Genomic DNA, 24,831 nt, shown 5'->3' on the forward strand with positions numbered 1-24,831 from the left:
GCGCCCTTCCCACGCGCCTGACACGCTCTCCCACCGCGACCAAGGATCACAGTCCGTGCGCCTGACCGCCCTCGCCTCCTTCCTGACGCTGGCCCTCGGCCTTGTTGCCGGTACCGCTGTCCATGCCGCCGAGAGCGCGCCGTTCACGACCGAACGCGACAGTGTGACGCTGGTCAGCGCGAGCGATGCCGTGCAGCCGGGGCAGCCTGCACAGTTTGGGCTGCATTTCCATCTCGCACCCGGCTGGCACACATACTGGAAGAACCCCGGAGACGCGGGCGAACCGGTGGCGCTGACCGTGACCCTTTCCGGCGGGGCTGTGGGACAGGCAAGCACCATCGAATGGCCAGCCCCCCAGCGCCTGCCCGAAGGGCCGCTGATGTCCTATGGCTACACGGGCGAAGTGCTGCTGCCTGTCACACTCAGGCCAGAACTCGGTGACGGCACGACAGTCCAAGTGAAGGCCCATGCCGAGTGGCTCGTCTGTGCCGCTGTCTGTGTGCCGGAGCAAGCGGATTTCACTCTCACGCTCCCGAAGGCTCCCCCCACGCCTTCGGCCGAAGCGCCTCTCTTCACTCAGGCCGCGGCACGTGCGCCGAAATCGGCACCTTTCTCCGCCACCATCGCCCCGGACGGAGTACTCACGCTCTCCGGCGTAGGGCAGTCCTCCTCTCGCCCGGTGACGGAGGCATGGTTCATTCCCGACACGCCCGGCGTCGTCGATCAGGTTGCCCCCCAACCACTGGCACGCACAGCCTCTGGCCTGACACTGAAGCTTAAGCCTCTGAACGCCTTTCACGCAGGCACGCCACTGGACGGGCTGGTGGAACTGCACAGCCCGGATGCGGCTCCCGAAACACTGGCTATCCACGCCCATCCGATTGCAATGCCCGCCGCACCCATTCAACCTCCCCCCGCCATGCCGGATGGATGGCTCACACTGGCGGGACTGGCTTTCCTTGGTGGCCTGATCCTTAATTTGATGCCGTGCGTGTTCCCGGTTCTGGCCATGAAAGCCGTGGGACTGGCGCGCGGACAGGAGACCGGTCATCGCGTGCGCGGCGCTATGGCCTACATGGTGGGCGTATTGCTGACTTTCGCGGCCCTCGGGGCAGTCACGCTTACCATCCGGCACGCCGGCATTGCCGCAGGCTGGGGGTTCCAGTTCCAGTCGCCGGTCTTCGTCACGGCCATCTGCTGGCTGCTCTTCATCGTGGCGCTGGGACTTCTGGGCGTGTTCGAACTGCCCGTCATCGGTGCCGGGCAGACCGCGATTTCCCGCACCCACGGACTGCTGGCCGATTTTTTCACCGGTCTTTTAGCCGTACTCGTGGCGACACCCTGCACCGCGCCCTTCATGGGAGCGGCCATCGCAGGCGCACTGGCGACGTCACCCCTTGCCGCGATGGGCATCTTCCTGAGCATGGGGCTGGGGTTGGCGGCCCCGTTCGTCCTGCTGGCCGTTCTGCCGGGCGCTGGGCGACTTCTGCCGCGCCCGGGGGCGTGGATGGACATTCTGCGCCAGTTCCTTGCCTTTCCTGTGCTGGGCACCTGCGTGTGGCTGATGTGGGTTCTGGACCGTCAGGTGGGCAGCACCGGCGTGCTTCTGCTGGGCACCAGCCTGCTGATGGTGGGCTTTGGTGGGTGGCTCGCCATCCTTGGCCGCAACCGGGCGCAGGGGCGCTACCTACGTGGGGCAGCACTCATCATCTGTCTTCTGCCTCTGCCGCTTCTGGCTGTTCTGCCGCCCGCAGGCGTCGTCACGCACACGCCCGAAGCCTCGGATGCCACCCCTTACTCCCCCGAGCGACTGGCCGCACTCCGCAAAGAAGGGCATCCCGTGTTCGTGGACATGACGGCAGCGTGGTGCATCACCTGTCTGGTCAATGAACGCGTCACGCTGGACAGCACGCGGGTACGCGCAGCGTTTGCAAAAGCAGGTGTGACCTACATGAAGGGGGACTGGACCAACCGTGATGCAACCATCGCCGCTTTCCTACATGAGCATGGACGGGATGGCGTGCCGCTCTACGTGTTCTATCCAAGAAGAGGCGAAGGCCGCGTCCTGCCGCAGATCCTCACACCCGATCTGGTCATCTCGGCTTTGACGCACTGACCGCAGCGCCCCCGATTTTCGGAGGCTATTTTTTCTGCGCCGCCTTCATGAACGCCTCCAGCCCTCCTTCGAGCGCCATGCGAAAGGCGCCCAGAGTCTCCTCGCTCACATGGTGCTCCATGCCTTCCGCATCGATCTGGGCGCTCTCGCGACTGACACCCAACGCCAGCAGGAACCGCTCCACCACCTGATGTCGGATGCGGGCATCATCCGCCACCTTTTGCCCCGCCTCGCTCAAGAAAACTCCGCGATAGGGCTTTTGGTGCACCAGCCCTTCCGCCACCAGACGTGCCAGCATCTTGGCGACCGTCGGCTGCGACACGCCCAGACGCTTTGCGATCTCGACCTGACGGGCCTCTCCACCCTCAAGCAGAAGGTCGGAGATCAGTTCAAGATAGTCCTCCACCAGAACGCTTCGGCGCGCTTCCCGCGCAGCCTCGAAGCCCCGGCTCTGTGTCTCCACATCCGGCATCCGCCGCGACGCGCCACGGCTTTCCTTTCTGGACACCTGTTTTCTCCCGGCGATCATGCCCGTGGGACATAGATCATGCACCACAGGCAATCCAGTCGCATCGCCTCAACGAGGAAGGCTCGCTCCTTCAAGTTCCAGCAACCACACCTTGTCGTCCACGCCACCGTCACCGGAATAGCCTCCCAGTCCGGACGCCGCCACGACACGATGACAGGGGATGAGAATGGGAACGGGGTTACGCCCCACGGCCTGCCCCACCGAACGGGGAGATCCCCCCACTTCGGCGGCGATCTGTGCGTATGTCCGGGTCTCGCTCGCCGGAATGCGCAGCAGGGCATCCCAAACCTTTTTCTGATAGGCCGTGCCGAACGGCGCGAGCGCGAACGGAAACTGTCCCTTTGGAGTATCGAACCACGCATCCAGCCAGTCCCGCGCCTGACACAGCAGCGGCGTTTCCGTCTGATCGCGGCCCCAGCCCCAATCCAGCGAAATGATCGCGCCGTCCTCTTCGGTGAGCGTCAAAGGCCCCAAAGGTGAATGAAGCGAAAGTTGCGGCATGACGGAGTCCTCATTACGCGCGAACAGCCTGCTGACGTGCTACACGCTGTCCCAGCTTGCCTGAACTGTCCGCACTCTGCGAATGACAGTCCCGCCACTAACCGGAAACGCAAGACCGTGCCCACGCCGTCCGCCCTTCGCACCCAACCCCTTGAGCCGATTTTCGCGCTCGCCACCGGCACTGCCCGCGCCGCCATCGCCGTGATGCGCGTCAGCGGAACCGGCAGCGATGCGATCCTGCGCCGTCTTCTCGGCACACTCCCCGCTCCCCGCAAAGCCAGCCTGCGCCGTCTGTGGCGCGATGCCGTGCACCGCACGGATGCGCTGGACGATGCACTGGTGCTGTGGCTCCCCGGTCCCGCCAACTACACGGGCGAAGACAGCTTCGAGCTTCATTTGCATGCCGGACCCGCCATCGTCTCGGCCGTGGCAAGCGCACTGGTGGAGGCCGGAGCGCGCCCGGCCGAACCGGGGGAGTTCACGCGGCGTGCCTTTCTGCATGGCCGCATCGACCTGACGGAAGCCGAGGGCATTGCCGACCTGATCGAAGCCGAGACCGAAGCGCAGCGGAAACAGGCGCTGGCGCAGTCCGAAGGCCGACTGGGCACGCTCTATCGCGGCTGGGCCGACCGCCTGCGCAACGTGCTGGCGCGACAGGAAGCGCTGATCGATTTTCCCGACGAAGATTTGCCGCCGGAAGTGGAAGCCGCTCTTCTGACCGAGACCGCCGCCCTTCGTGACGAGATCAGTGCCCATCTGGCAGATGGCGAACGGGGCGAGCGCATCCGGCGCGGCCTCACCATCGCCATTGTCGGACCGCCGAACGCAGGCAAGTCCACGCTGCTCAACCATCTCGCCGAACGTCAGGCCGCCATTGTCTCGCCCGTGGCCGGCACGACGCGAGATGCCATCGAGATCGTCACCATGCTGGCCGGTGTGCGCGTCACTCTGGTGGACACGGCGGGACTGCGCGAGACCACCGATCCGATCGAGGCGGAGGGGGTGAAACGGGCGATGTTTCACGTGGAACATGCCGACTGCGTGGTGCAGATGTTCTTCGCCGAAGCGGCACCTGATCATCTGCTGCCGGGCGCCTTGCCCGTATGCAACAAGATCGATCTTGCTCCAGCCCCTTTCACCATCGAAGATGTGCCCGTGCTCGGCATCAGCCTGCGCGACGAAACTGGACTGGCCGCCTTGCAGGAAAATCTGGAGCGGCGCGTGCGGGAACTGACAGCCTCGGGCAGCATCGCCCCTCCATTGACCCGCGCCCGCCACCGTGCGGCCGCCATGGTGGCGCACGAGCATCTCAAGGCCGCGCTCGCCGTTGACTGGCCGGAAATGCGCGGCGAGGAACTGAGACTTGCCATGCGCGCACTCGGTCGCCTGACCGGTGAGGTGGGTGTGGAAGATCTTCTGGACACTGTTTTCGGACAGTTCTGCATTGGCAAATGAGAAAAATGGAGGCCGCGTCATGAAAAATCAGTTCGATGTCATCGTTGTGGGCGGCGGCCATGCCGGATGCGAGGCCGCCGCTGCCGCTGCCCGTTGCGGCGCGCGGACAGTGCTGCTCACGCACCGGATGGAGACCGTGGGCGCGATGTCCTGCAACCCGGCCATCGGCGGGATTGGCAAGGGTCATCTCGTGCGCGAGATCGATGCGCTGGACGGCCTGATGGGTCGGGCGGCCGATGCGGCGGGCATTCACTTCAAACTGCTCAACCGTTCCAAGGGACCAGCCGTGCATGGCCCCCGCGCGCAGGCTGATCGGGGGCTGTATCGAGATGCCATTCACACCCTTCTCCACGCCACTGAAAACCTGACACTTCTTGAAGCTGCCGTGGACGATCTGAATCTCGCACCGGATGGCAGCGTCAGCGGCGTAACCTGCGAAGACGGTCGCACATTCACCGCACCGTCCGTCGTTATCGCCGCTGGCACGTTCCTGCGCGGCGTAATTCATTTTGGACACGACACCCAACCGGCCGGCCGTGTGGGCGACCGACCAGCTAACGCGCTGGGGCGTCGGCTGGAAGCCCTCGGCCTGCCCATGGGGCGATTGAAAACTGGCACGCCTGCGCGCCTCGATCGCGCCAGCATCGACTGGGAATCTCTGGCTGAAGACGCTGGCGATGCGCAGCCCGAACCGTTTTCGCGCCTGACGGAACGCATCACCAACCCGCAAATAAGCTGCCGGATCACGGCCACGAATGAGCGCACTCACGACATCATTCGTGATAGCCTCCATCTTTCCGCAGTCTATAGCGGCGCCATCGCCGGACGCGGACCGCGCTACTGCCCATCGATCGAAGACAAAGTCGTGCGTTTTGCAGAGCGTACATCGCACCAGATTTTTCTCGAACCTGAGGCCCTGCCGGGCAATCCGGGTGGCGATCTGGTCTATCCCAACGGGATTTCCACCAGCCTCCCCCCTGCCGTGCAGGAACGCATGATCCGCACGATGGCGGGGCTGGAAAACGCCCGTATCGTGCGCCCCGGTTACGCCGTGGAATATGACTACATCGATCCGCGCGCGCTCACGCACTCCTTGGAACTGCGTGCAATTCCCGGCCTGTTCATGGCCGGTCAGATCAATGGCACAACGGGCTATGAAGAAGCCGGTGCGCAAGGACTTCTCGCCGGCGTCAACGCCGCGCATCGTGCTGCGGGAAATACGCCTGTTACGCTCTCACGCAGCGATGCCTATATCGGCGTCATGATTGACGATCTGGTGACGCAGGGCGTCTCCGAACCCTACCGCATGTTCACCTCTCGCGCGGAATATCGCCTGACACTTCGCGCCGACAACGCTGATCTTCGCCTGACACCCATTGGAGAGACATGGGGATGCGTGGACACCATGCGCGCCACCCTGTTCGGGCAAACCCGTGTGGCGATCCAGAGTGCGACGGAACGTGCCGCGCAGGAAACTTGGCTTCCCGCACCTTTAATAGCCGCGGGCGTTTCCGTCTCACCCGATGGGCGACGCCGCTCCCTGCTGGACGTGTTGGCAACGGGAGCAAAGGCCGACGCAATCGGACTGCTTGCGCCATGGTTTGTGGCCCTACCCCCGCGCATTCGGCTGCATGTGGAAACGGAAGCGCGTTACAGCGGCTACCTCGCCCGCCAAGAGCGCGAGATCCGGCAGCTTCACAATGAATCCTCCATTATCGTGCCGGAAGATTTCGATTTCAGTCGCGTCGGCGGCCTGAGCGCGGAAATGCGCGAACGCTTTGAGCGGGCACACCCAGCCAACTTCGCAGCTGCCCAACGCATTCCGGGCGTCACACCCTCCGCGCTAATGGCGCTTCTCGCCCACCTGAAACAGCAGCAGGCCGCCTGACCCAATGCCGACTCCTCCACACCCCCTATCGCTGCCTGATGTTCCACGTGAAACATTCGAACGTCTTGTCTGCTTCGCGGACCTCCTCACGCGCTGGACACAAAAGATCAACCTGATTTCGTCGCGCGATCTTCCGCATTTATGGTCCCGTCACATCGAAGACTGTCTCCAACTCGTGCCTCTGGTGGAACGCGGCACGCGCATCACCGATCTGGGATCGGGAGGCGGATTTCCCGGCCTGATCCTCGCCATCGCGGCCGATGCAGACGTCACGCTGGTGGAATCGGATCGACGGAAAGCCGCGTTCCTGCGTGAGGCCAGTCGCGCAACGGGTTGCCGCACGCGCGTAATCGACCGGCGCATCGAAACGCTTGATCTGCCACCCGCCCCCGTCGTGACAGCGCGGGCTCTGGCACGCCTCGACCAACTGCTGGACTGGTCCGCTCCCTTGATCGCTCCGGGCGGTTTCGCCCTCTTTCTGAAGGGGCAACATGCGCCCGATGAGTTGACCGACGCGGAGCGCCACTGGCACATGACGGTTGAACGCATTCCAAGCCGCACACCCGGCGGCACCATCCTCAAGATAAGTGACATCCGGCGTGTCTGAATCGCAGAAAATCACTCGTAAAAACCGGGGCAGAACGCGAGCCCCCATCGTCCTGGCCATTGCCAATCAGAAAGGTGGCGTGGGCAAGACCACAACGGCCATCAACCTCGCGGCGGCCCTTGCCCAGAATGGCAGCCGCGTCACACTGATCGACCTGGACCCGCAGGGCAACGCCTCCACGGGACTGGGCGTGGACTACAACGCCCGCACACGCGGCTCCTACACGCTGCTCATGGGCGAAGCCCCGGCGCAGGATCTGTTGCAGGAAACCGAGGTGGACAATCTCGACGTCATCGTCGCCAGCACGGAGCTGGTGGGGGCCGAGATTGAACTGATCGCGGAAGACGGGCGCGAACAGCGTCTCAAAACGGCCATTGCGGGGCTGAGCGAGCAGACGGATTACATCATCATCGATTGCCCACCCAGTCTCGGGCTGTTGACGCTCAACGCGCTGGTGGCGGCAGATGGGGTTGTGGCACCTCTCCAATGTGAGTTCTTCGCGCTGGAAGGCATCAGTCACCTCACGAAAACTATCGAGCAGGTGCGTCGCCAGTTCAATCCCACGCTGTCCACCGCGGGCATCGTGCTGACCATGTATGACCGCCGCAACAACCTGTCCGAACTTGTCGCCGCCGATGCCCGGAGCTTCTTCGGCGATGCGGTGATGCAGACTGTCATTCCCCGCAACATCCGCATTTCGGAAGCGCAGAGCCATGGCACGCCGGTCATGACCTATGACCCGCGTTCGAGTGGCGCAGCGTCCTATACGGCGCTTGCCAAGGAATTGCAGACACGTCTGGACAGCCGCAAGGGAGGCACACCGTGAGCACGAAGAAAAAGGCCACCGCACGTCCCCGCCTCGGGCGCGGTCTGGCGGCACTTCTGGGCGAACAGGCGCCTGTGCAGCCTTCGACGCCCAGCACAGACGCGACACCGGAGGCTCCTCGCAAGCTGCCCGGTGCGCATGTCAGTTCGCTGCCCATCGAAACCTTGGAGCCAAGCCCCTTCCAGCCCCGGCAGAACATGGAGCCGGAGGCTCTGACGGAACTGACCGAATCCATTCGTGCCCGTGGTATTCTCCAACCCATCCTTGCCCGCCCTCATCCGGACAAACCCGGCACATGGCAGATCATCGGCGGAGAGCGTCGGTGGCGCGCCGCGCAGCAGGCGGGGCTGCATGAGATCCCCGTGCTGGTGCGCGAACTGGACGACACCAATGCCATGGCGGCGGCGTTGGTGGAAAACCTCCAGCGCTCCGACCTCAACCCCATGGAAGAGGCCGAAGGCTTCAGTCGCCTGATTGAGGACTATCACCTCACGCAGGACGAACTGGCGCGCGCCATCGGCAAGTCGCGCCCCCATATCACCAACACCTTGCGGCTGCTACGGCTGCCCGCGCCTTTGCGCCGGGACGTCACGGAAGGCAAACTGTCGGCCGGTCACGCCCGTGCCCTTCTCGGTCATCCAGATCCTGTGGCAGCTGCCCGCGATGTCATGGCGCGGGATCTTTCCGTTCGTCAGACAGAAGCCCTCGTGCAGCGTGCGGCGAAAACAGCGAGCACAAAAACGGAAGGCAAGCCCGTCCGCGAAAAGCGCGATCCGGAAATCGCCATGCTGGAGCGCGATCTCTCTGCAAAGCTTGGACTGCGGGTTCAGATCAAGTTTGACGGACGGGGAGGCGCAATCAGCTTCAATTACAACTCTCTCGACCAGTTCGATGCCCTTCTGGCGCTCCTGAACAGATAAGGCGATTAACCCTCTTGCGCCTGTAATTCTCCCCTGCTAAAAGGCGCCCATCGCGACATGGTCGTGATCCTGAAATCCTGGGCGCATAGCTCAGTTGGTAGAGCAGCTGACTCTTAATCAGCGGGTCCAAGGTTCGAGCCCTTGTGCGCCCACCAGGATTTTCAACGCTTTCCGTCAGATTTGATATTACCGCCTAACCCGGATTTGGGAAGCGTTTGGGATTCTTCCAGCTTCCTGATGGCGGAGTCGGCCAGCGCCGTGTCCCGTTTCAGGTAATGGGAGTCGATGATGGCGTTCACATGGGACAGCGAATGTCCCGTGATGGTGCCGATTTCCTGCGGCGTGCATCCGGCAACAGAGAGGCGCGTGACAGCCGTCCCACGCAGATCGTGGAAAGTGACGCCCGTAACGCCCGCGTCCTTCATTGCCTGATTCCATGACGCCCTGAAGCCGTCACTGGTCCATGCACGTTGCCCGCGTTGTGTGGTTAGAATGGTGTCGTTTGCCGGTCCTCTCCTTTCATCCAGAATCGCACGTAGTTCCGCCGTGGCAGGGATCACGACGCGCGCGCCTGTCTTCTGCTGCGTGAGTCGGATGTATCGCCCGTCATATTGCGCCCAAGTGAGACGCAGAAGATCGCCCTGCCGCTGGCCCGTGTGCAGTGCCAGCGTGAGCGCAAGGCGAAGATGATCTGGTGCTGAAGCGTGGAAGGCCGCCAGATCGGCGTCTGTCCACGTCTTGTCGGCCCGTGTGACGTTGTGCAGGCGTCCCGGCTTGGCAACAGGGTTGCGGTCCAGCCATCCACGATCAACGGCATGATTGAGCGCCACGGACAGCGTACGGAGCCGAATGTCAGCCGTGCGCGGTGTTGCGCTCATGCTGTCCCGCCATGCGAGGAAGACACCCCGCGCCCGCTTATCGGCCAAGGCAGCGATGGGCATGGTGCCGAACGTCCGCTCGATGACGATCACGGACTCGATGTATTGCCGCCGTGTGGACGGTGCGAGAGCCTGAAACCTCGGAGTCCGCTGCCATTCGTTGAGAATATGCTGGACGGTCCCGGCAGTTGTTTTCCCTGCCGCCACTTCGGCTTTGCGGTAATTTTCCAGAAATTCGGGAGTCCCCGGTTCACCATGGATACGGGGACCGCCCTTGCCGAAATAGTAATACGCCTGCCCGGTTTTGCGGTTGCGGACGGTATTAAGACCGGGGAGTCGAACGCGCATTGTCTCTCATCCACTGGTCGAGCGGTGATTCCGATTCCTCGGCTTTCGCGAAGTCGATGCGAATTGAGCCGTCAGGAGTGAGAGAGACTCCCAACGGCTGTTTCCCCGCCTTCTGGACAGCCCGAAGCGCCCTTGTCAGATCAGCTTGCTTAAAAGAACTCATCGGGCCGGTCCCTTAGCGGATGCGGACAGAGACGGAAACCGCACCCGCCGCTGCCGCTTCGACGGCATAGCCGATTTCGGTGTTCCCGTCCGCCGTGGCGGTCATGCCGTTCGCGGCGCTGTAATAGACAGCATCGCCCACGGCGAAGGCATCGGCCGCAACCTTGGGAGAGGTGAAAACGCCCTCGGTGATAACGTCCAGCGGATCGCCAGAAGTGGCAGCGCCCACGGCAAAGCCGAACAGCTTGCCCACGAGAACGGGTGCGCCGCTGGCCGTATCAGCCGGGGCCGGAATGGTCACAGTGCGACCGAGAGATTCATAGTTCTGCATGTCAGAAGCCCTTTCGGGTGCGGATTGTGGAAATGCCGGGAACTGGCCGCGTTCCGATGGTAGCGGCCAGAATCAGGCGGTCAGCAGCGGCAAGGCGTGCCATCACGTTTGCATTGTTCGGTGGCCCACTCGCCCACGGGTCCGCTTTCGGCCCGCATGAGCGCAATCATGTCCTCCTGCGTGAGTTCGGGGTTTTCGCGCAAACGGTTGGCAGCGAAGCGAAAGGCTTCGGCGCTGCGATCAACACCGGCCTTGGTGCCGTCTGCTGCTTCGCTGGCGTCACCGAACGCAGGACCGGCTACCTTCAGGAGCCATTCCATGTCATCGAACGGCACCAGTCGCAGAGTCTCGGGACAGGACGACACGCGGTTGCGCGTCACGGTATAGAACCGCTCCCGGTCCAGCCCGATTTCGCAATGCTCGCCACGCGACCAAGCGACACGCTTGCGGTCGCCCATGGCATCAGTGAGTCGCGCGTAGGTTTCGCCGTCCGTGAGGAAGAACGCTTTAACGCCTTTGCCCGATGGCGACACCTCGGCGTAGGTATCGAAGCGTTTCAGGATGTCATCGGCCCATGGCTTTAGGGCGTCATCAAACAATTCTTCATAACATGAGTCCAAATCTATCCCACAAAGATACAGACCGCTGTTGTCCTGCAACGCACCGAGACCGATGCCCTCATGGAGTGCACGGTCGCGGTGCATACGAAAGGCAAGCTGTTCGTGAGTGCCCCACTTCTTCGGGTTGAAACCGTCGCCCTTCTCGTTCGGACGAATGGAGAGGGGAACCTTGCTGGAGCCGAGAGTGCGCCAAGGCATCCATTGAGGAAGCGGCTCAAGGGATTTCAGGGTGACAGGCTGTTCGCCCAGTGTTAGAATCGTCAGGTCTGTTTTCTCATCAGACCATCTTTCATTAACCCCGTGGGTGTTCGAGCCATCCACGGGGGATGAAAGCCCAAACTTTGGGTCCGTGCCGGTAACTGCCTGATTTTTCATAGTTCATCTTTCACTAAGAAAGACGGAAAACTGTTAAAAATCAGAGGCTTATGCTCGCCTCTTAATCAGCGGGTCCAAGGTTCGAGCCCTTGTGCGCCCACCAGGATTTCCTTTTCTTCCCAGAAATCTCGACTGTTTCTAAGAGCACAAAATCGTGTCTCTGACGTGTTTGAGCATCCCTCAAGCCAGAATACCCGAGAAGCGCGGCTCCACTTAACGGCTTGTGAAGACAATCGGATTACCCACATTCAGAGTGTCATCGCGGTCAGATCGGAAGCATCATGAAAGGCATAGTCTTCAATCTTCTGGAAGACGTGGTCAGCGAACAGTTCGGCATCGAGACCTGGGATCTTCTTTTGGAAGACGCCAAGGTGGATGGTGTCTACAGTTCTCTGGGCAACTATCCGGATGCGGACATGCTGGCCCTCGTAAAAGCGGCCGCACACCGCCTGAAACTGCCTGAAGGCGAGGTGTTACGCTGGTTTGGTGAGAAGGCGATGCCCCTTCTCAAGCAAACCTATCCGGAACTGTTCGAACAGTTCCCCACTGCGCGGACGTTCATCCTGTCCGTCAACACGATCATCCATCCCGAAGTGATGAAGCTCTATTCCGGAGCATGCTGCCCGTATTTTCATTTCACGGAACAGCCGGACGGCGCGCTGGAAATGCGCTACCAGTCCTCCCGTCATCTTCTCGATCTCGCACATGGCTTCATTCTTGGAGCAGCCGACATCTGGCATGAGAACATCTCCGTGGAGCGTTATCCTTCCGGCTCCCCGAAAGAAAATGACATGACCATCCGCTGGCAGGGTCCATGAACGACCCAACAGCAGACGAAACAGACACCGACTACAAGGCCCTCTATCTCCAGTTACGCAAACGCTTCGAGAGGGAAAAACGCATCCGCCGCGAAGCGGAAGCGATTGCCGAACGTGGGCTGCGCGAACTCTATGGCCTGAACAACCAGCAGAAATTGCTGGAAACGATCGTCAGTTGCGCCAACACGACGTCCTCCGCCACCCGCGTAATTGAAGTCACGCTGGAGGAAACCTGCCAACGCATGGGGTTCATGGGCGGCGTTGCCTTCAGTCGGCGGGAGGATGGAACCTATGACCGGATCAATCCGACGCTGTGCTTCCCGAATACACCTCCCTCACGTCAGATACTGCTCGCCGCCTGCCGCGCTTCGCGACTGTTCGAACCGGACGGACTGGCCTTTCAGATCAAACGCCAGCAGAAGATCGTAAGCTGGAAGATCGACCCACAGGAACATGCAATCGGAGCCAGCCTGCACCATGGGCTGGGCTTGCCTGTCATCGCGGGAGGCTGCGTCGATGTCGTTCTGCTGTTTTTCTCATGCAAGGACGTAAAAGCGGAAGAACCGATCGTCGGCCTGTGCATGAACATCGGGGGACATATCGCCCGCGTGATCGAACGTGAAAAAGCCGAGCGTAAGCTTCGGCATGACGCCACTCACGACGCCCTGACCCGCCTGCCCAACCGCACCCTTTTCAGTCAGACCGTCACCGATGTTCTGGCAGCATGGAAAAATACCGATACGCCGCCAGCGGTCTGCCTCATCGATCTCGATCATTTCAAGCATATCAATGACACGGCCGGTCATCTGATGGGCGATCGGGTGCTATGTCAGGCGGCGCACCGTCTGACTCACACGCTCGCGGGGCATCCCGCGCATATGGTGGCCCGTCTGGGCGGCGATGAATTCGTGATCCTCTTTCATGGCACGGAATCACCAGACGAGGTGATGACCATCACCGAACGTCTATGTGACGCGTTCCGGCGGCCCTTTGAAATGGAGGGTCATCACCTCACCTCCACTGCCAGTATCGGCCTCGCCTTCTGGTCCCCACGTCATGAAAGCGCCTCCTACATGCTGAAGGAGGCCGATCACGCCATGTATGAAAGCAAAAGGGCGGGTGGAGGCCGTGTGACCCTCGCCCGCCCTCTGCACGCAGCCTGATAGGGCCGCTTCTCCGTCAGGCCATGACCTGTTCCACAGAGACGATCTCCGGCACATAATGGCGCAGCATGTTCTCCACGCCATGCTTGAGTGTCGCGCCTGAGGACGGACAACCCGAGCACGCTCCCTGCATGCTCAACCGCACAATGCCGTCACGGTAGCCACGAAACACGATATCGCCGCCATCGCTGGCCACCGCCGGACGGACGCGGGTCTCAAGCAGTTCCTTGATCTGCTTCACGATCTCTTCATCACCCGGCATCACCGGATCTTCCTGCACGGCAGCGCCTTCCGTCACGACCGGACGGCCCGAGACGAAATGATCCACCAATATGGAGAGCACGCGCGGCTTGAGTTCGGCCCAGTCTTCCGCATCCGTTTTGGTGACGGACACGAAGTCCGACCCCATGAACACACGCGCAACACCCGGCAGTTCAAACAGGGCGTCCGCCAGCGGCGAGCGTCCCGCGACACCATCCGCGTCGATGAAGTCGATCGTGCCGGCCTCTCCCGTCACATCCCGCCCCGGCAGGAACTTCAGCGTGTTCGGGTTGGGTGTACCTTCGGTCTCAATGAACATTGTGGCCCCACTCCATCAAAGGCATCGGTCCGCGCCTTGCGCCAACCCAACACCGGCCATCGTCAAAAGAGGACGCAAGCGGTCCTGTATGGATTCAGGAGATGAGGCAGGTACGCCCGAAAGACAAGCCCCCCGGCAGAATGTCAGGGCTCCGTCTCCTTCACACCCGGCCCATGCCTTCCGCGCTCATCGCGCCACATAGGCGCACGCAGAAGTAACCATCGTACCGAACCCCAGAAATAAACGGAAGGGAACTTTCCATTGTCGTGCGCTTTGTTAGGGCACGACGGTCATGACCGTCAGCAAAGGGTCATGTTCCTTCAACAGGGAGCATGCAGACCTTTGGCTTTTGTGAAAGGTTATTCAATGCTTGGTAACAGAACTCTCGCGCTGGTCGCCACAACGGGTCTCGCTCTCGCCTCAATAGGCGCCGCCCATGCCCAGACCGCTGCCCAGCAGATTCCGGCCGGCACCACCATGTCCGCACCGCCGCCGGGCGGTATCCCCGTGACGAATCCCGCCGATCAGGCATCCGCTCCCACGCAGGGCGCACAGGTTGTTCACGGCATCACCGGCGCGACGACGGCTGCAACACCGGGCGCACTGGGTGAAAACGGCCTGCCGCCCATCGACAACGCAACACCGGGCAATGTGGCGGGACTGCTCTCCTACTGCATCCACAAGGACTACACCTCCGGCACGACGCCGCGCAGCGTGGCCCGCAAGCTCGCCAAACGCGCGGACGTGAAGAGCGATCAGGCCTATTCGCTGGGTGGTCAGGGTCTGCTGACCAACGGCACATCGACGCCGTTCGACGTCTCCACGCTCAAGAAGTCCCAGCGCGTCAAGCTGTGCAGCGACCTGACCAAGAAGGGCCAGTCACTCGACTGATCCCTCACTGACCAGTGCCGCTGAGTGAGAAAGACCGTCCGGTGACAAACCGGGCGGTCTTTCCGTTGGTGTGGGGATTGTTCCATCACGACCAATCGCGCACACTTGGGGCATGAAAACGCCAAGCGGCTCCCGCCTGACACGTTCTTCTCCTGCGCCTCTGCCGGAGAACGCTTCCCACGCCCCGTCCTCTCCCGCGCGAGCCGCCCTCGAGGCGGTTCTTGCGCGTACGGGCCTGTCCATCGAACCGCGCGAGGAATCCGCTCTCCTGCGCCGCATCGGCCGCGCCTTGGAGCCCGGCGCGCGCGATGTGCCCGACGAGGTGTTCCGGACAGCCCTGTGCGCCGTGCGCCGCAAACGCTGGACCTCGCGGCTGATGGATCTGACGCGCCGTGAAGGGCGTATCTGGATCTCGCGCGAAGACATGGAGCAGGCCACTGCCACCATAACGGACCCGGTGGCACCCGATCCGGTTCTTCTGGGCGCTCTTGAGACCGTCATGGCGGCGCGTTTTCGCGAACTGGGCGACACGCCGCAGGCCGCGCTCGACGCCATGCAGGCCGACGTTCTGGACACGGGCCGCGTGCTGTCCGCAGCCCAGACAGCGCGGCTCGCCGAAGCGATCGCGAACGCTTTCGACATGCGCGAGCGCGACCGCTTCATCGGCGGTGCACGTGAAACGGAGGAAAGCCGCGCCCGCCGCGAGGAAGCGCTGGCCCGCACAGCCCAGTCCCGCCGGGAAAACGAAGAGCAGCGCCTGCGCACATGGGAAGCCAGCCTCGTGCGGTTTGCCGACGTGCCGCGCCTGCTGCACTGCTCTCACCGTGAGGCCCTGCGCTGGATCGCGGAAAACCGCATCCCCGTCGCCCGCCGCATCCGCCAGAAGGACGGGCAGGAGCTTTGGGAGTTCGATCCGACCGAACTCGCCAGCCTGCGTCACAATCTTTCCGAATGGCGCAAAGGCAGCGCGGAAGGGTTCGAGCGTGGGGAGAAGCGCGGACGGGAGCGCCGCGACACGCACGAACTGCCGCCTCCGCCCAAGGTCGGCAAGAATGTCGCCAACTCCGTCATTGCCCGCGTGGCGGCTCTTGACCGCTATGCCGGGCATTTCCGCACCGCGCGCGCGCTGGAGCGTCGCATCACACTGGTGACGGGACCGACCAACAGCGGCAAGTCCCACACGGCACTCGACGCCCTCGCCCGTGCCGAAAGCGGGCTGGCGCTCGCTCCCCTGCGGCTTCTGGCGCATGAGTTCCGGGAATCCCTCGCAGCCCGCGGCGTGGAGGCGTCGCTCTCCACGGGTGAGGAGCGCATCAAAGTGCCGGGAAGCCGTCATCTGGCTGCCACCGTTGAAATGTGCCCGTTTTCCAACCCCGTCGATGTCGCAGTCATTGACGAAGCGCAGATGCTGTTCGACCCGGATCGCGGCGCTGCTTGGACCGCCGCCATCATGGGCGCACCCGCCCGCCATCTGTACATCCTCGGCGCACCCGAATGCATCCCGATGGTGCGCCGCATCGCTGAACTGTGCGGCGACCCAGTGGATGAAATCTCCCTGCTGCGTAAAAGCCCCCTGCGGGCCGCGTCATCGTCCGTGCGCCTGCATGACCTGAAAGCGGGCGATGCGCTGATTGCCTTCTCACGACGTGAGGTGCTGGATCTGCGCGCGGCCCTGATGGAGCGCGGACGCCGCGTGGCCGTGGTTTATGGAGCACTCAGCCCGGAGGTCCGGCGAGCCGAAGCCCAGCGCTTCAATGATGGACAGGCCGATATTCTGATCGCTACGGACGCCATCGGCATGGGGCTTAATCTCTCCATCCGGCGCGTGGTCTTTGCCGCGCTTCGCAAGTTCGATGGGCGCCAGACCCGCGATCTGACGGTGCAGGAGGTCAAGCAGATCGGTGGCCGAGCCGGACGCTACGGCAAGCACGAGGACGGCATCGTGGCCGTTCTGGCCGACGCCGGCAGCCCGCGCTTCATCCGCCAGCATCTTGAGGCCGCTCCCGTGCCGCCCGATGAACTCAGGCCGCTCGTGCAGCCCGACGCGGACATCGTGCGCGCCATTGCCGAGGAAATCGGCTCGGACAGCCTGTACGGCGTTCTGGCGCGCATAAAACGCGCCGTCCTGCGCCCCGATGACCCGAACTACCGTCTGTCCGACATGGAACAGCCCTTCGCCATCGCCTCGGCGCTGGAAGGCGTGGAAGGGCTCGATCTCAGCCAGCGTTGGACCTATGCCATGTGTCCTGTGGATGACCGTGACAACGGTATCCGCCGACTGGTGGGCTGGGCCGCCGATCATGCGATTGGTGTGCGGGTGCTGCCGCCCGGCACAGGTCGACTGCCGCCCCCCGAGCGCGCGGGGCGCGAAGAACTGGAACGGGCGGAGAAGCGCCACAAGCGACTGGTGGCATGGCGCTGGCTGTCTCTGCGCTTTCCGGAAATCTACCCAGACCGTGAGGAAGCCGAGGACACCACGCGCCGCCTCAACGACTGGATTGAGAGCGTACTACGCCAGCAGAGCCGGACACGCACACGCAAACGGGGGGAGTAAAGGCTTTTATCGACTCTTGCGGTGTATCGGGCTCTGCCCGAACCCGGAAGGGATCGCAGATCCCTTCACCCTAATTGTGTTGATAACTTATTCTGCCCTATGGCCTCAGATATCAAACTCAAGGCCAGTTGGGATCATATCGGCGTCTCTGGAAACGGTCTCTGAGTCCCAGTGTAACAATAAACGGTTTCCAAAGGCGCGCCTTTGGCGGGGCCGGGGCAGCGCCCCGCTTGCCGCCGTCTGGAAGAGTCGATCATAAGGGCCATGGAGATAAAGCAGTCTGCGGGAAACAGTCCTGCCGGATGGGAAATGGACATGAGAAACATCCCGTCGCATAGGGAAAACCTTACATCCCGCGATTGAGGAGCCCATCATGACCACGCCATCCGGCACCGACGCCCGGGATACGGAACTTGCCGCCCAGTACGAAGCCTATCCCTATCCGGAGCGCGACCCACGCGATGAGGCAAAGCGGCTGCTGATCGGCAGTCCCAGCCATCTGCGTGAAATCGATTACTGGGTGTTCGGCGCACGGCGTGCGCGTCACCAACCGTTGAAAGCATTGGTGGCCGGGTGCGGCACGGGCGATGGCGCAATCATGCTTGCCGTACAGATGGCGCGCGCCAACCGACCCGGAGAGGTGGTGTGCGTGGACCGTTCACGTCATGCGCTCGACATTGCACAGGCACGGGCGAAGGCGCGGGCGCTTTCCAACATCCGCTTTATCGAGGGTTCGATCACCGATCTCGAACGTCTGGATCTTGGACTTTTCGATTACATCGACTGTTGTGGCGTCCTCCATCACCTGCCCGACCCGGATGCAGCACTCAAAGGGCTGGAAGCGCATCTTGCGCCCGGTGGTGGTATGGGGCTGATGGTCTATGCGCCCTATGGCCGCACCGGCGTGTACATGATTCAGGAAGCACTTGAACAGCTCACGCCATTTTCGGAGCCTCCTGCAACACGTCTGGATGTGGCCAAACGTGTGATGCGACATCTTCCCGTCACGGCGTGGCTGCGCGAGAATGGCAATTTCGGTGATCACCTGAGCGGCGGCAACGCCGGTCTGTATGACCTGCTGCTGAATCCACGCGATCGGGCCTATGACATCGGGGCGTTCCTCGATCTGATCGACCGGGCCGGACTGGAATCCTCCTGTCTCATGGAACCTGCCCGCTACGATCCCGAGTTTTTTCTGCCCGACCCAAAATTGCGCGCCCGTGTGGAAGGTCTCGACTGGCGCGAAAAAGCAAAGGTCGCTGAGTGTCTGACCGGCAACATGGCAACCCATGTGGCCTATGTCGTGCGCAAAGGAGAGCGTGTGACACCGCCGGATTACATGGCGGCCGATACCGTTCCGATCATGCGTGAGATTCCCGGATCCGAACTTGCGAAACATATTGGCCCTGACGGCATTCTTCCATTCTCGTTTGGAACACTGGTCGTGCCGGTGCCGCTTCCACAGCAGGCCCGAAGCATTCTTCCCCTTATCGACGGGGAACGAACGCTGGGGGATATTGCCGCGTGCATGGCGGAAAGGGGCCTATCGGAAAACCGTTTTCACAAGACGTGGTCAAAGATGTTCCCCATCCTCGAACGCCTGAACCGGGTACTGCTCCGTCCGCCTGCGTAATGCCAACAACCCTTCTTCTGGGCGACAGACAAGCAGGGCTCTGCCCCGCCACTGGTATAACGGCCGTTTCCTCAGAGCATTGGCGTAATCTCAGCCGCCATAACCTCCGCGTCCGACCCGTCCGGGTAATACCGACGCCGGAGGCCCATGGTGACAAGGCCTGTCGCCGCGTAAAGAGCACGTGCGGCCCCATTTCGCACAGAAACCTCAAGGAACACTCGGATTATTTCCTGTTCACGGAGAACGTGAAACAGTTTTCCTAAAACCGCTCGTCCCACACCTTTGCGCTGAAAAGCCGGATCGACGGCAAGGGTCAGAATCTCCGCTTCATCGAGAACCGATCGCACAAGAACAAAACCAACGGGCATTTCAGCATGACAGGCGAGAAAAGCCGATACTCCTGATGAGCGAAGAAGATTTTCAAACGCCTCGGCATTCCACCGCTCTTTCACAGGAAACGCGCGCTCATGGAGGACTGCCAGCACGGAAGAAAAGGCTTCACCAACTTCCGTAATACTCAGACGCTCACAAGGAAAATCCGTCATACCGGTTCGGAGCGAAGACCAGCGGCCGGTAGTTTTGCCTCGGGTGCATCCACATAGAGAGGGAGTGCTGCACGCCACGGCACACTCCCCTCTCCGCGCACCCATCCATAGCGTGCGATTTCCGCAAGCGATGCTTCCCCACCGGCAGCTTTCACGGCACGATCAGGAGCCGCGAGAGCCGCATCTTCCGCAGCATCGCCCGCCAGCAGCCAGCGTCCTTCCGGCGGCTGCCAATGCGCGCTTGCAACAGCCTGCACATTCCCACTCGCATCTTCCACGAACCAACGCCCCCGTCGCGCCGTGGTCACACACAGCCAACCAGTCAGTCCGTCCACCCGCACCTGTTCGTCCAGCGTGCGTGACAGTGCCTCCCCGCGCGTCACGCCAACGGTCGGGCAATCAAACCCGAACGCCAACCCGGCCGCGAGAGCACAAGAGGTCCGCAACCCCGTGAAAGAACCCGGCCCCACAACGGTCACGACCAGATCCGGTGCATCCCAGCCCGTAGCGGCAAGGCACCGTTCCGCCATGACCGCCATCGCGGCGATGCCATCGTGCCCGTCCGCTTCTTCCTGTGTGACGGCGTGCAGAGTGCCGTCCATGTACTGAAACGCGCCCACGCGGGCACGCACTGCTGCGGGAGCCGCATCGAGCACGAGAAGATGCGAGATGCTCACAGCACGCGGCACGCTTCGTCAAAGGACAGACGCGGCGCCCGTGGTGTTTCCACCGGCTCGCCATATCCCAGACAGATAAGAAAATTCGCCCGCCAGCCTTCGCCCAGAAGGAAGGTGTCCTCCACCAGCGTCGCATCGAAGCCCGACATCGGCAGCGCATCCAGCCCCAGCGCACGGGCAGCAAGGATCATGTAGCCGCCTTCCAGCGTACCATTCCGAAAGGCGGTCTCTTCCGCCAGCCCAACATCGGCGGCAAACCACGAGCGCAGGCTGGGTTCGGGATTGAGCTGCGCGAAACGGTCGAAGAACAGAGGATCATGCGCCACGATGACCACCACCGGCGCGGTCATCGCTTTCTCGACATTGCCTTCCGAGAGGGCCGGGCGCAGCCGTTCCTTCGCATCCTGTGTCGAGAGAAACACAAACCGCGCGGGTGAGCCATTACCCGAAGTCGGGCCGAGTTTCACCAGATCGTAGAGCGCGCGCACTGTGTCGAGATCCACCGGCCGGTCTGTCCAGCGCTCCGGTGTCCGGGCCGTGTGGAACAGGCAATCCAGTGCAGTTTCATCAAGCGGCATGACACACCCCCTCGCGGTCTTCATGCCGTTCCTACCGCGCCATGTGATGACGATCCAGAGCGGATCGCCATCTCACAACCACGAAGACGGATCAGGCCGCCGCCAGTTCCGCATCCGCCGCTGAGCCAAAGAACTCGAAATGGATGCGGTCTTCCGACACACCGCTGGCTTTGAGCGTTTCGATCATATCGCGCATGAACCCATCGGGGCCGCAAACATACCATACGGCGTCCGGATCGACCTGAGCCGCCAACCAGTCTTTCGTCACGCGGCCATTGTGAACCGTCACACCCGGTGTGTGTGCATCAGCGGGAAGTTCGCCTTCGGTGTAGAAGACATCCGCACTGATCTTCCCCGCACCTGCCAGCGCGCGAATATGCGTGCCGAATGCGTCCACCTGTGGATTATGCGCCCCATGGATGAAACGGATGTCAGGCACCCCTTTCGTCGTCAGGGGACCGAGAGCTGCAATGAAGGGCGTCAGGCCGATACCCGCGCTGAGAAACACGATTTTCTTCGCATCCTTGGGCGCGATGGTGAAATCTCCCGCAGGCGCCGAGACGGAAAGCCTCTCACCTTCCTTCACCGTGTCATGCAGCCAGTCGGAGACGACCCCGCCTTCGGCGCGACGCACACTGATGCGGTAGTGATCGCACCCCGGCTCGGACGAAATGCTGTAATTGCGGCGCTGCGAGCCATGACCGGGCACTTCCAGCCGGAAGCTGAGATACTGCCCCGGCGTGTGCACCATGATGGCCTTGCCATCCACGGGCACCAGTTCGAAGGACTTCACAACGTCGCTCTCGCGGAGGACACGGCGCACCGTGAAGTCCCGCCACCCCGTCCAACCGCCCGGCGCATGGGCGTGCTCTTCATAGATCTGATGCTCACGTCCGATCAGCACATCCGCGAGGAACCAGTAGGCCTTGCCCCACGCATCCAGAATCTCAGGAGTGGCCGCATCGCCCAGAACATGCGCGATGGCGCCCAGAAGAGCGTCCGCCACGTAAGGGTAATGCTCGGGCAGGATGTTCAGGCCGACATGCTTCTCGGCAATCCGCTCAATCATGCCGGCCAGCGCGCCCGGATTGTCGATGTGACGGGCATAGGCCAGCACCGCGAGCGCGAGCGCCTTGGGCTGCTCGCCATCCTTCTGATGCGACATGTTGAAGAGATCGCGTATTTCAGGTTTTGCCAAAAGGCGTTGATACATCTCCCGTGTAATGTCGAGGCCATGGGCCTCCAATGCGGGGATGCAGGCTTTCACGATGGAGCGGGTCGCGTCAGTGAGCGGTTCGGCCATGCGTCTTGTCCTTCTCTCGTCAGATTGAGGTTAACGCATCTTAACGACCGAACGAACAAAGGTGTCAATGAAACACATCTTTATTCGTTGCATGACTGCTTCTCTTTTCCCGACCGTCTCAACACAGATCATTGTTCTGCTGGAAAAAATGGCTTCCCACGCCTACGTTCCAACAATGCAACTGACCCTCTACACCGACTATGCGCTCCGGACGCTTGTCTTTCTGGCCTGCAATCCGGAACGACTGGCCTCCATCCGCGAAATTGCGGAGGCTTATGGCATTTCGGAAAACCATCTCATCAAGATCATCCACCGACTGGGTCAGGGCGGCTTTATCGAGACAATCCGAGGGCGTAACGGCGGCCTGCGTCTTGGGCGACCGAGCGAGGACATCCGACTGGGCGATGTCGTGCGTTACACAGAGGAAGAACTCGGGCTGGTGGTGTGCATGCAGACAGCCAAGGAGAAGGGAAGCACTTGCCGCCTGATGCCCAACTGCCGTCTGCGCAGCGTGCTTGGCACGGCGCTGTCGGCCTTCATGAGTGTTCTGGACCAGACAACACTGGCCGATGTCGTGTCATCGGATGAGTGGCAGGCGCTGCATGCGCCACCCATCACACCGTGACATCCTCTTCATTGTTTTTCTTTTCTGTTACTTTCTGGAATCATTGGATGTAATCGGAAAGAAAATCACATATTTTCGTCAATTCTTAATGATTATGATGAGGGCACCATATCTTAATCATTAAGAGGCTTCGATGAACTCAACCACAACGTGGACGGGTGCCGTTTCCAAAATGACTGGGACAATGCCGCCAACTGGACCAATGGCGTTCCCACTTACGACATAACCCCGGTCATCGATACAAGCAGCGGCAACGTGTCCATCGACCTCGATGGATCGGAAGCCAGCAATGCGTTGACGGTCAACGGAAGCGGCACTGTCACGTTAACGGGGGGAACGCTGGCTCTCAACGGCACGGCGACACTTGCCAGCAGCAGCACCGTAACCCTAAACGGCTCAACACTGACCGCCAGCTACGTCAATGGCGGTTCGGTCACACTGACAGATGGCGCCACCATGACAGTGGGCTCCACCACTTCGGCCATCAATTTTGGCAGCACGTCTCAGGGCACCAACACCCTGTCGCTCACCTATACCGGCTACAGCGTCCCGAGTGTCACCAATCTTGCTCCGGGCGACGAGATCGTTTTCCCCAACGACAGTTGGAACACAGGCATCCAATGGGTGGAAAACTCGGACGGTAACTACACCATCTACGATGCCTTTTCGACCACCAACAGCGGGGACGCTTTTGTCAAAAGCGTTACGCTGGCTCCCGGGGTTTCGACATCGGACTTCAGCTGGAACAACACCAGTTACGCCATCGTCTGTTTCCTGAGCGGCACAATGATCCGCACCCCCGATGGTGAGAGGGCCGTGGAAACACTGGAACTCGATGACATCATCACCGTGTTCGACCCCGGAACCTCCACCGGCACCGCTGGGAAAATCACATGGGCGGGCCGTCGACACGTCACAGTCCGGCGTAATTTGCCAGACGATGAGGCGGGATATCCCGTGCGCATCCTTGCCGATGCGATCGCGCCCGGCACACCCCGCATGGATCTTCTGGTCACACCAGAGCATTGCCTGTTTCTCAACGAACGGTTCGTACCCGCCCGCATGCTGGTGAACGGTTCTTCCATTTTCTACGATCATGCCATCACGCAGTATACCTACCATCATGTTGAAACGGAGCGGCATGCCGTCATCTGGGCCAATGACATGCCTACTGAAAGCTATCTCGACACGGGCAATCGCCGTTTCATGGAACGGGAAGGGAAAGTAAGCCAGCTGACGACCACGCCCCCACGCTCATGGAAGCAGGACGCCGCTGCTCCTCTTGCGGTATCGCGTGAACAGGTCGAGCCACTTTTCCGACGGATTGCGGAGCGGGCAGAAGCTGCCGGTTGCACGTCCCGTTACACAGCACCGGAGCTGACCGAAGACCCATGTCTTCAGATTCTGACGGATAAGGGAATCTCTCTCACCGTAAAGGATACAGGTCATGGTTGGTTCCAGTTCCCTGTACCCGCTGGAACACAATCCGTGCGCCTTCTTTCCCGCTCCAGTCGCCCTTGCGACGTCATTGGGCCGTTTGTGGATGACCGCCGTGCCTTGGGAGTGCTCGTTGGCGATGTCCTGCTTCATGTCGGCACCATGAAAAAGCGTCTCACACCTCACCTGAGAACAGACGATCTTTTCGGCTGGCATAATCGCGAGCAGGGAGAACATCGATGGACAACAGGAAATGCCGTTTTTCCTCTTTCCGAGAAAACAGATGAAGAGGGCGTGATGTTCGTGAACATTCTCTCCTCTGGTCCCTATAGCCTTCATGCGGGACACAGAGCGGAGCGGCTTCCCCTATCGGCCTGAAAACAGCTGTCATGCCCGCTACAGGGCTGCGGGCATGACTTCCGATTTCAGGACTGGAGAGTGTCTGATAAAATATGCAGATTTCATAATCTG

At 61.5% G+C, this 24,831-nt stretch carries 23 protein-coding genes and 1 tRNA gene; 14 read left to right on the forward strand and 10 right to left on the reverse strand.

All coding sequences use genetic code 11. From position 1 onward, the window contains the following. The first annotated feature begins 55 nt into the window (after positions 1–55). Positions 56–2,116 carry a protein-disulfide reductase DsbD family protein gene (locus GOB87_RS09700; protein ID WP_264805809.1) on the forward strand — a complete coding sequence of 687 codons (2,061 nt, stop codon included), beginning with the start codon at positions 56–58 and terminating at the stop codon, positions 2,114–2,116. 25 nt (positions 2,117–2,141) lie between these two features. On the opposite strand, the gene mntR is transcribed toward GOB87_RS09700, so the two are convergent. Further along, entirely contained in the window at positions 2,142–2,624 is a 483-nt protein-coding gene (mntR, locus tag GOB87_RS09705; protein ID WP_264805807.1) for a manganese-binding transcriptional regulator MntR, read from the reverse strand. 69 nt (positions 2,625–2,693) lie between these two features. Beyond that, the gene (locus GOB87_RS09710; protein ID WP_166315869.1) at positions 2,694–3,146 is read right to left on the reverse strand and encodes a methylated-DNA--[protein]-cysteine S-methyltransferase; all 453 of its coding nucleotides are present in this window, start codon (positions 3,144–3,146) and stop codon (positions 2,694–2,696) included. Positions 3,147–3,263: 117 nt separating this feature from the next. On the opposite strand from GOB87_RS09710, the gene mnmE reads away from it, so the two are divergent. From mnmE to GOB87_RS09740, 6 genes are all read left to right on the forward strand, one after another. Further along, positions 3,264–4,601: a tRNA uridine-5-carboxymethylaminomethyl(34) synthesis GTPase MnmE gene (gene mnmE, locus GOB87_RS09715; RefSeq protein WP_264805804.1), complete on the forward strand. Its 1,338-nt coding sequence runs from the start codon at positions 3,264–3,266 to the stop codon at positions 4,599–4,601. Positions 4,602–4,620: 19 nt separating this feature from the next. Next, entirely contained in the window at positions 4,621–6,489 is a 1,869-nt protein-coding gene (gene mnmG / locus GOB87_RS09720; RefSeq protein WP_166315875.1) for a tRNA uridine-5-carboxymethylaminomethyl(34) synthesis enzyme MnmG, read from the forward strand. Positions 6,490–6,493: 4 nt separating this feature from the next. Further along, positions 6,494–7,096, forward strand: a complete 603-nt coding sequence (gene rsmG / locus GOB87_RS09725; RefSeq protein WP_166315878.1) for a 16S rRNA (guanine(527)-N(7))-methyltransferase RsmG — start codon at positions 6,494–6,496, stop codon at positions 7,094–7,096. Continuing rightward, positions 7,089–7,922 (forward strand): ParA family protein, encoded by an 834-nt coding sequence (locus GOB87_RS09730; protein WP_373320699.1) that lies wholly within the window; start codon positions 7,089–7,091, stop codon positions 7,920–7,922. Before rsmG ends, GOB87_RS09730 begins: the two co-directional genes overlap by 8 nt. Next, positions 7,919–8,842, forward strand: a complete 924-nt coding sequence (locus GOB87_RS09735; protein WP_166315881.1) for a ParB/RepB/Spo0J family partition protein — start codon at positions 7,919–7,921, stop codon at positions 8,840–8,842. Before GOB87_RS09730 ends, GOB87_RS09735 begins: the two co-directional genes overlap by 4 nt. Positions 8,843–8,921: 79 nt before the next feature. After that, positions 8,922–8,997, forward strand: a tRNA-Lys gene (locus tag GOB87_RS09740). Positions 8,998–9,003: 6 nt separating this feature from the next. Here the strand turns inward: GOB87_RS09740 and GOB87_RS09745 are convergent. From GOB87_RS09745 to GOB87_RS09755, 3 genes are all read right to left on the reverse strand, one after another. After that, positions 9,004–10,068 (reverse strand): tyrosine-type recombinase/integrase, encoded by a 1,065-nt coding sequence (locus GOB87_RS09745; RefSeq protein WP_166315884.1) that lies wholly within the window; start codon positions 10,066–10,068, stop codon positions 9,004–9,006. A 175-nt stretch (positions 10,069–10,243) separates the two neighbouring features. Further along, positions 10,244–10,561 carry a DUF2190 family protein gene (locus GOB87_RS09750; protein WP_166315887.1) on the reverse strand — a complete coding sequence of 106 codons (318 nt, stop codon included), beginning with the start codon at positions 10,559–10,561 and terminating at the stop codon, positions 10,244–10,246. Between the two features lie 80 nt (positions 10,562–10,641). Next, positions 10,642–11,556 carry a hypothetical protein gene (locus GOB87_RS09755; protein WP_166315890.1) on the reverse strand — a complete coding sequence of 305 codons (915 nt, stop codon included), beginning with the start codon at positions 11,554–11,556 and terminating at the stop codon, positions 10,642–10,644. A gap of 281 nt (positions 11,557–11,837) precedes the next feature. Between GOB87_RS09755 and GOB87_RS09760 the strand changes: the two genes are divergently transcribed. Together GOB87_RS09760 and GOB87_RS09765 are read left to right on the forward strand one after the other, a co-directional pair. Further along, a complete protein-coding gene (locus tag GOB87_RS09760) occupies positions 11,838–12,374 on the forward strand; it encodes a heme NO-binding domain-containing protein (RefSeq protein WP_166315893.1) in 537 nt (178 codons plus the stop codon). Then, the gene (locus GOB87_RS09765; RefSeq protein WP_166315896.1) at positions 12,371–13,537 is read left to right on the forward strand and encodes a GGDEF domain-containing protein; all 1,167 of its coding nucleotides are present in this window, start codon (positions 12,371–12,373) and stop codon (positions 13,535–13,537) included. Before GOB87_RS09760 ends, GOB87_RS09765 begins: the two co-directional genes overlap by 4 nt. Positions 13,538–13,553: 16 nt before the next feature. On the opposite strand, the gene GOB87_RS09770 is transcribed toward GOB87_RS09765, so the two are convergent. Further along, positions 13,554–14,117: a NifU family protein gene (locus GOB87_RS09770; RefSeq protein WP_166315899.1), complete on the reverse strand. Its 564-nt coding sequence runs from the start codon at positions 14,115–14,117 to the stop codon at positions 13,554–13,556. Between the two features lie 366 nt (positions 14,118–14,483). On the opposite strand from GOB87_RS09770, the gene GOB87_RS09775 reads away from it, so the two are divergent. From GOB87_RS09775 to GOB87_RS09785, 3 genes are all read left to right on the forward strand, one after another. Then, positions 14,484–15,008: a DUF2501 domain-containing protein gene (locus tag GOB87_RS09775; RefSeq protein ID WP_166315902.1), complete on the forward strand. Its 525-nt coding sequence runs from the start codon at positions 14,484–14,486 to the stop codon at positions 15,006–15,008. Positions 15,009–15,120: 112 nt separating this feature from the next. Next, positions 15,121–17,562, forward strand: a complete 2,442-nt coding sequence (locus GOB87_RS09780) for a helicase-related protein (protein WP_166315905.1) — start codon at positions 15,121–15,123, stop codon at positions 17,560–17,562. A 373-nt stretch (positions 17,563–17,935) separates the two neighbouring features. After that, on the forward strand, positions 17,936–19,195 hold the full coding sequence (locus GOB87_RS09785) for a class I SAM-dependent methyltransferase (RefSeq protein WP_166315908.1): 1,260 nt from the start codon (positions 17,936–17,938) through the stop codon (positions 19,193–19,195). A 71-nt stretch (positions 19,196–19,266) separates the two neighbouring features. Here GOB87_RS09785 and rimI read toward each other — a convergent pair whose 3' ends face one another. The 4 genes from rimI to hmpA form a co-directional block, all read right to left on the reverse strand. Beyond that, positions 19,267–19,740, reverse strand: coding sequence for a ribosomal protein S18-alanine N-acetyltransferase (rimI, locus tag GOB87_RS09790; protein WP_166315911.1), 474 nt, complete (start codon positions 19,738–19,740; stop codon positions 19,267–19,269). After that, positions 19,737–20,417, reverse strand: a complete 681-nt coding sequence (gene tsaB / locus GOB87_RS09795; RefSeq protein WP_264805795.1) for a tRNA (adenosine(37)-N6)-threonylcarbamoyltransferase complex dimerization subunit type 1 TsaB — start codon at positions 20,415–20,417, stop codon at positions 19,737–19,739. Before tsaB ends, rimI begins: the two co-directional genes overlap by 4 nt. Next, on the reverse strand, positions 20,414–20,995 hold the full coding sequence (locus GOB87_RS09800) for a malonic semialdehyde reductase (protein WP_166315917.1): 582 nt from the start codon (positions 20,993–20,995) through the stop codon (positions 20,414–20,416). The genes tsaB and GOB87_RS09800 overlap by 4 nt, the downstream gene beginning before the upstream one ends. 91 nt (positions 20,996–21,086) lie before the next feature. Then, positions 21,087–22,298 (reverse strand): NO-inducible flavohemoprotein, encoded by a 1,212-nt coding sequence (gene hmpA / locus GOB87_RS09805; RefSeq protein ID WP_166315920.1) that lies wholly within the window; start codon positions 22,296–22,298, stop codon positions 21,087–21,089. Positions 22,299–22,473: 175 nt separating this feature from the next. Between hmpA and GOB87_RS09810 the strand changes: the two genes are divergently transcribed. Beyond that, positions 22,474–22,923, forward strand: coding sequence for an Rrf2 family transcriptional regulator (locus GOB87_RS09810; protein ID WP_166315989.1), 450 nt, complete (start codon positions 22,474–22,476; stop codon positions 22,921–22,923). A 150-nt stretch (positions 22,924–23,073) separates the two neighbouring features. Beyond that, entirely contained in the window at positions 23,074–24,738 is a 1,665-nt protein-coding gene (locus tag GOB87_RS16820; RefSeq protein ID WP_166315923.1) for a Hint domain-containing protein, read from the forward strand. The last annotated feature ends 93 nt before the right edge of the window (positions 24,739–24,831 follow it).

It is taken from the genome of Acetobacter estunensis (assembly GCF_011516945.1).
Taxonomy (GTDB): Bacteria; Pseudomonadota; Alphaproteobacteria; order Acetobacterales; family Acetobacteraceae; genus Acetobacter; species Acetobacter estunensis.